Raw genomic sequence first — 6312 nt, forward strand, 5'->3', positions numbered from 1 at the left:
CGTGGACGAAGAAGTCGATGGTCCCCAGGTCGGCCTCCACCTTGGCGAAGGCCGCGTCCATGGAGACGTCGTCGGTGACGTCGGCCGCGGCGAGGCTGGTGACGCCGATGCTGTCGGCCAGCGGCTGCACCCGCCGCTCCATTCCCGGCAGGTGCAACAGGCTGAGGCCTGCGCCTTGCGCCGCCAGCTGGGCGGTGATGCCCCAGGCGATCGACTGGTGGTTCGCCACCCCGGTGACCACCCCCCGCTTGCCCTTCATCAGCTCGCCCTTGGGCAAGGCGTAGTCTTCGGCCATGGGGCGATCCTCTTGCGTCGGCGGAGATGCTGGTTGTGCCGAGGCGCGGCGGTTCGCGCAAGGCGGGGGTTTCGCTCCCCCTTTCGCCGGGACGAGCGGGTTTCAGACCCGGGTGATCACCAGGCAGCCGTTGGTGCCGCCGAAGCCGAAGGAGTTGGACATCACCGTCTCGAGCGGCCTGTCGAGGCGCTGGCGCACGATGGGCAGGTCCTCGAAGGCCGGGTCGAGGTTCTCGATGTGGGCGCTCTCGGCGACGAAGCCGTTGTTCAGCATCAGCAGCGAATAGATCGCCTCCTGCGCGCCGGCGGCGCCCAGGCTGTGGCCGGTCAGCGACTTGGTGGAGGAGATCAGCGGCGGCCTGTCGCCGAACACCTGGCGGACGGCGTCCATCTCGCGCAGGTCGCCGATCGGCGTCGAGGTGCCGTGGGGGTTGAGGTAGTCGATGGGGCGGTCGACGCCCTGCAGGGCCAGGCGCATGCAGCGCGCGGCGCCCTCGCCGGAAGGGGCCACCATGTCGAAGCCGTCGGAGTTGGCGGCGTAGCCGATGATTTCGCCGTAGATCTTCGCGCCGCGGGCGCGGGCCCGCTCCAGCTCCTCAAGCACCAGGATCGCGCCGCCGCCGGCGATGACGAAGCCGTCGCGGTCGCGGTCGTAGGCGCGGGAGGCCACGGCCGGCCGGTCGTTGAAGTTGCTGCTCATCGCACCCATGGCGTCGAACAGCACGCTGAGCGTCCAGTCGAGCTCCTCCACCCCGCCGGCGAAGACCACGTCCTGCTTGCCGAGCGCGATCTGCTCGTAGCCGGCGCCGATGCAGTGGGTGGAGGTGGCGCAGGCCGAGGAGATGGAGAAGTTGAGCCCGCGGATCTTGAACCAGGTGGCCAGCGTCGCCGAGGCGCCGGAGCTCATGGCCTTGGGCACGGCGAAGGGGCCGACGCGCTTGGGGCCTTTGGCCTTGGTGGTCTCCACGGCCTCGACGATGGCGCGGGTGGACGGGCCGCCGGAGCCCACGATCAGGCCGGTGCGGTCGTTGGAGACTTCGGTCTCCGCCAGGCCGGCGTCGGCGATCGCCTGTTCCATGGCGATGTGGCCATAGGCCGTGCCGGGCGCCAGGAAGCGGGCGGCGCGGCGGTCGACCATCGCCTCCCAGTCGATGTGCGGCGCGGCGTGCACCTGGCAGCGGAAGCCCAGCTCGGCGTATTCCGGCGCGGCCACGACGCCGGACCTGGCCTCGCGAAGGGAGGCCAGCACCTCGTGGGCGTTATTGCCGATCGAGGAGACGATCCCGATCCCGGTGACGACGACACGGCGCATTTGGGTACTCCCTGCCCCCCGGTGGCGTCAGGCGAGGTCCTGCGGCTTCATCAGCCCGACGCGGAGATCTTCGGCCCAATAGATAGGTTTGCCGTCCGCTTCGAGCACCCCGTCGCCGACGCCCATGACCAGCGACCGGTTGATGACCCGCTTCATGTCGATCTTGTAGACGATGGATTTCACGGCGGGCGTCACCTGGCCGGCGAAACGCACGGCGCCGCAGCCCAGCGCCCGGCCGCGGCCCGCGCCGCCGATCCAGCCCAGGAAGAAGCCGACCAGCTGCCACATGGCGTCGAGGCCCAGGCTGCCCGGCATCACGGGGTCACCGAGGAAGTGGCAGTCGAAGAACCAGAGGTCCGGACGGATATCGAATTGCGCCTCGATGGCGCCTTTTCCGTGGGCGCCGCCAGTGTCGGTGATGTTGGTGATCTGGTCGAACATCAGCATCGGCGGAACCGGCAGCTGGGCGTTGCCGGGACCGAACATCTCGCCGCGCCCGCACGCGAGGAGATCCTCGAGCGCATAGCGACTCTTGGCCTTGACCACCGTCATATTCCGCCTTCCGTCCGTCAGACCCCGCCGCTGGAGGGTCAGGCCCTAGCAGAGCGCGGCGCGCCGCTCAACGGCATTGGGCCGCTTCGGCCGTCCCCCATAGCCGGCCGGCCGGGGCCCAGCCCGCCACGCCGTCCACCTTCACTCGGCACCAGCCCTTGCCGCACCGGTCGAGGGCGGCGATCGCCCGGCTGTTCAGCAGGGCCTTCACATGGCTCGTGTCCTTGGGGGAGTTGTGCAGAGGCGTCGGCGCGGCGCGGACGTTCATCACCATCCGCCGGCCGTCGGTGGTGCGCTTGTGCACCCAGGCCAGCCCCCCTTCCGGATCGCAGACGCGCCGCCACTCGGCGGTCTCGGCCACCACCTGCACCGGCAGGCCGCGGACCTGGTAGACCCAGAGCAGGCGATGGTCGTCGCCCGGGCCGGCGCGGGCGTTCACCTCGCCGAACTTCAGCGAGACATAGCGCGGCACCGGCAGGCCGGACGGCGTCGGCCGGTCGACCGCCGCCCAGGCCGTGGCGCCCGCCGCCAGGACGAGCGCCGCGATCCCGAGAGGCGCCAAGACCTTGCGGCCCGCCCTGCGCATTCGCTTGCCTTGGCCGTTCATGGGCCCTTTGCTAGAGACTACCGTCAAGACACGCCCGACCGCCGAACCGTTCTCGTCCCCTTTTCAGATCGCCCATGGCCGCCCGCAAGCCGAAAGTCATCGTTACGCGCAAACTGCCGGATCCGGTCGAGACCCGGATGCGCGAGCTGTTCGACACCGAGCTCAACCTGGCGGACGTGCCGATGAGCCGCCAGGCCCTGATCGCGGCCCTGCAGCGGGCCGACGTGCTGGCCCCCACCATCACCGACAGGCTGGACGCCGAGGTGCTCGCCGAGGCCGGCGAGCACCTGAAGCTGATCGCCAACTTCGGGGCGGGCTTCGACCATATCGACGTCGCCGCGGCCAACGCCCGCGGCATCGTCGTCACCAACACGCCGGGCGTGCTGACCGAGGACGCCGCCGACCTGACCCTGGCGCTGATCCTGGCCGTGGGCCGCCGGCTGGTGGAAGGGGCGTCGGTCATCCAGGCCGGCAAGTTCGACGGCTGGTCGCCCACCTGGATGCTGGGCCGCCGCGTCACCCACAAGCGGCTTGGGATCATCGGCATGGGGCGGATCGGCCAGGCGGTGGCGCGCCGGGCGCGGGCTTTCGGCATGCAGATCCACTACCACAACCGCAAGCCCGTCTCCTCGCGGATCGCCGAGGAGCTGGAGGCGACCTACTGGGAAAGCCTCGACCAGATGCTGGCCCGGATGGACATCGTCTCGGTCCACTCGCCCCACACGCCGGCCACCTACCACCTGCTCTCGGCGCGGCGGATGAAGCTGATGCAGCCCACCGCCATCCTGATCAACACCGCCCGCGGCGAGATCATCGACGAGACGGCGTTGGCCGACCTCCTCAAATCGGGAGCCATCGCCGGCGCGGGCCTCGACGTCTTCGAGTTCGAGCCGAAGATCAATCCGAAGCTCCTGGGCCTGCCCAACGCTGTCCTGCTGCCCCACATGGGCTCGGCCACCATCGAGGGCCGCATCGACATGGGCGAAAAGGTGATCATCAACATCCGCACCTGGATGGACGGCCACAAGCCGCCCGACCGGGTCATACCGTCGATGCTTTAGACCCGCACACCGGGCACTCCGGGTCGGCGCCGACCTTGATGGTCCGGGTTTCCGCGGAGAGCGCGTCGTAGAGCATCAGCCGGCCGGTCAGGGGCTCGCCCGCACCGACGATCAGCTTGATCGCCTCCAGCGCCATGATCGAACCGATGACGCCGGCGAGCGCGCCGACCACGCCCACGGCGGCGCAGGTCTCGGCGTCGGGCGGTATGTCCGGGACCAGGCAGCGGTAGCAAGGCTTCGACTGGAAGACGCCGACCTGCCCGGTCCAGCGGCCGATGGCGCCGGAAACCAGCGGCTTGCCGTGCCGCACGCAGGCGGCGTTGACCTCGTAGCGCACGGCGAAGTCATCGGTGCCGTCCAGCACCAGATCGACGTGCGAGCACAGTTCGTCAGCTGTCGAGGCGTCGAAGGCGCCGCGGTGTCCGGCCACGAAGATGTGCGGGTTCAAGGCGGCCAGCCGCTCGGCCGCCGCCTCGGCCTTGGGCCGGCCGATGTCCGCCTCCGCATAGAGCACCTGCCGCTGCAGATTGGAGCGGTCGACGTCGTCGGGGTCGATCAGGATCAAGGCGCCGACGCCGGCCGCCGCCAGGTAGAGCGCGGCGGGCGAGCCCAGGCCGCCGGCCCCGACGATCAGCACGCGCGCGGCCTTCAGCGCCTGCTGCCCCGGCCCGCCCACCTCGCGCAGGACCAGGTGGCGGGCGTAACGCTCGATTTCGGCGTCCCCGAAGATCGTCGGTAAGGTCATGGGCCATCATCGCTTTACGAGCGGGCTAGGCAACCGCCATCGTAGCGCCGGTCGCAGGCGGCGCGGCGTTCGTCGCGGCGGGGGTTTCGGCCGGCGGGGCCGCGGGGTGAGATGGTTCGTGTCAGGAGAGCTGTGACGTGCTGAAGACGACGATGGCGGCGGGCGCCCTGTTGCTGGCCGCGACCCTGGCCCGGGCCCTGCCTGCGGCCGTGAGCGCCGCGCCGGTGGTGGCCGCCGAGCGGGCCTTCGCCGCCCGGGCGGCGGTGGTCGGCGTCGCGCCGAGCTTCCTGGAATATATGACCGACGACGCCATCGTGTTCAGTCCGGACCCGCTTTTGGCGCGCGCGGTCTATGGCGCCCGGCCGCCGCCGAAGCTGCCGAAGGACGGCGGGACCGTGTTGAACTGGTGGCCCAACTTCGCCGGCATCGCGCGTTCGGGCGACCTCGGCTTCACGACCGGCCCGGCGACCGTCAACGGCGCGGCGCCCGGGGTCTTCTACTTCACCGTCTGGGCGCGCCAGCCCGACGGGGGCTGGAAATGGGTCTACGACGGCGGCGTCGAGGCGGACGGCAAGCAGGCGCCGGGCCCGGCCGCGGAGCCCATCCTCCTGCCGCCGGGCGACGCCAAGGCGATGGCGCCCGACGCGGCCATGAACCAGGTGCGCGCCGCCGAGATCGCGCTCGCCGCCCGCGCCAGGACCGACGCGGCCGGCGCCTACAAGGCCGTGCTGGCCCCCGACGCGCGCGTACAAGGCTCGGCCGCGGGCCCGGCCACCGATCCGCCGGCGGTCGACCGGGAGCTCGCCACCCGCGCCCGCGCCATCGCTTTCGGCCCGCTCGGGGGCTCCGCCTCCAAGGCGGGCGACCTCGCCTGGACCTATGGCGATGCCCGCTGGGACAGGGGCCGCGGCCACTATGTCCGCGTCTGGCAGCGCCGCGCCGGCAGGTGGGCGCTGGTCTTCGATCAGCTCATCGAGGTCACCCCTCCTCTTTAGGGGAGGGTGGCCGAGGCGAAGCCGAGGTCGGGTGGGGAAGTGTGGGCCAAGCTGGGAGTCAGCGCTTGAACGCGACCCGGCTCGCTGCCGCGCGCCACCCTCCCCGAAACGGGGAGGGATGGTTTTCAGCCCCACTCGCGCCGGGCTTCCCAGATCGCCTTTTCCAACGCCTGGGCGAATTCGCCGCGCTCCCGCGGGCTGAGCGCCTGGGCCACGGAGACCTGCTTGCCGGAGAGCGCCAGCCGCAGGTCAACGGTGCGGTCGTCCTCGGTCTCCACGGCGACCCGGGTGAAGGCCGTGGGGCTTTCCCAGACCACACGGCTCCAGTTGGGCGTCTCGTGCTTCACCACCACGTCGCGGGCGGTGATGGTCACCCGCTCGATACGCCGCGCGGCGCCGAAGCTGACCATGAAGGCCACCACCACCGCCAGCAGGTCGAGGCCGAGGAAGAACGGCACCAGCACCGCCCCCATGTAGACGAACACCGCCGCTGAACAGCAGTTGGCGAGCGTCACCGCGCTGATCAGGATGATGAACCCCCGCTCGGAGAGCGAGCGGTGCGGGGTGATCACCGCATCCATGTAGGTCTGGCCGGCCACGCGGCGAACATAGGCCCGGAATCCGCCTTGGCGGAAGGGGTCGGCGCGGACCATCTTGCGCCCTGCAATGGCCAAGCCCGCGACCAAACCGAAACCGCGCAAGACGGCGCCTGCGAAGCGGCGGCTCAGCCCGGCTGAGCAGGCCCG

Annotated in this window: 8 protein-coding genes; 2 read left to right on the forward strand and 6 right to left on the reverse strand. The window is 70.9% G+C overall.

The features are described 5' to 3' along the window. The 4 genes from VGL30_RS17280 to VGL30_RS17295 form a co-directional block, all read right to left on the reverse strand. On the reverse strand, positions 1-295 hold a 295-nt coding region (locus VGL30_RS17280; RefSeq protein WP_331541263.1), incomplete at its 3' end, for an SDR family oxidoreductase. A gap of 102 nt (positions 296-397) precedes the next feature. Then, a complete protein-coding gene (gene fabB, locus VGL30_RS17285) occupies positions 398-1606 on the reverse strand; it encodes a beta-ketoacyl-ACP synthase I (protein WP_331541264.1) in 1209 nt (402 codons plus the stop codon). Between the two features lie 27 nt (positions 1607-1633). Then, positions 1634-2158 (reverse strand): 3-hydroxyacyl-[acyl-carrier-protein] dehydratase FabA, encoded by a 525-nt coding sequence (fabA, locus tag VGL30_RS17290; protein ID WP_331541265.1) that lies wholly within the window; start codon positions 2156-2158, stop codon positions 1634-1636. Positions 2159-2225: 67 nt separating this feature from the next. Further along, on the reverse strand, positions 2226-2765 hold the full coding sequence (locus VGL30_RS17295) for an SH3 domain-containing protein (RefSeq protein WP_331541266.1): 540 nt from the start codon (positions 2763-2765) through the stop codon (positions 2226-2228). A 74-nt stretch (positions 2766-2839) separates the two neighbouring features. Here VGL30_RS17295 and VGL30_RS17300 point away from each other — a divergent pair, with 74 nt between their 5' ends. Next, on the forward strand, positions 2840-3826 hold the full coding sequence (locus VGL30_RS17300; RefSeq protein ID WP_331541267.1) for a D-glycerate dehydrogenase: 987 nt from the start codon (positions 2840-2842) through the stop codon (positions 3824-3826). Here the strand turns inward: VGL30_RS17300 and VGL30_RS17305 are convergent. Further along, complete coding sequence (locus tag VGL30_RS17305; RefSeq protein ID WP_331541268.1) at positions 3807-4571, reverse strand: molybdopterin-synthase adenylyltransferase MoeB; 765 nt, start codon at positions 4569-4571, stop codon at positions 3807-3809. The genes VGL30_RS17300 and VGL30_RS17305 overlap by 20 nt on opposite strands. 137 nt (positions 4572-4708) lie before the next feature. Here VGL30_RS17305 and VGL30_RS17310 point away from each other — a divergent pair, with 137 nt between their 5' ends. After that, positions 4709-5566: a DUF4440 domain-containing protein gene (locus tag VGL30_RS17310; RefSeq protein WP_331541269.1), complete on the forward strand. Its 858-nt coding sequence runs from the start codon at positions 4709-4711 to the stop codon at positions 5564-5566. Between the two features lie 125 nt (positions 5567-5691). On the opposite strand, the gene VGL30_RS17315 is transcribed toward VGL30_RS17310, so the two are convergent. Next, positions 5692-6312: DUF2244 domain-containing protein (locus VGL30_RS17315; protein WP_331541270.1), on the reverse strand; the 621-nt coding region annotated here is incomplete at its 5' end.

The sequence above is a fragment of the Phenylobacterium sp. genome (assembly GCF_036502675.1).
Lineage (GTDB): Bacteria > Pseudomonadota > Alphaproteobacteria > Caulobacterales > Caulobacteraceae > Phenylobacterium.

What these genes read in the sequence shown, in the direction of transcription:
- fabB (WP_331541264.1), bottom strand. Translation starts at nt 1,606, where the DNA reads ATGCGCCGTGTCGTCGTCACCGGGATCGGGATCGTCTCCTCGATCGGC.
- fabA (WP_331541265.1), bottom strand. Translation starts at nt 2,158, where the DNA reads ATGACGGTGGTCAAGGCCAAGAGTCGCTATGCGCTCGAGGATCTCCTC.
- VGL30_RS17295 (WP_331541266.1), bottom strand. Translation starts at nt 2,765, where the DNA reads ATGAACGGCCAAGGCAAGCGAATGCGCAGGGCGGGCCGCAAGGTCTTG.
- VGL30_RS17300 (WP_331541267.1), top strand. Translation starts at nt 2,840, where the DNA reads ATGGCCGCCCGCAAGCCGAAAGTCATCGTTACGCGCAAACTGCCGGAT.
- VGL30_RS17305 (WP_331541268.1), bottom strand. Translation starts at nt 4,571, where the DNA reads ATGACCTTACCGACGATCTTCGGGGACGCCGAAATCGAGCGTTACGCC.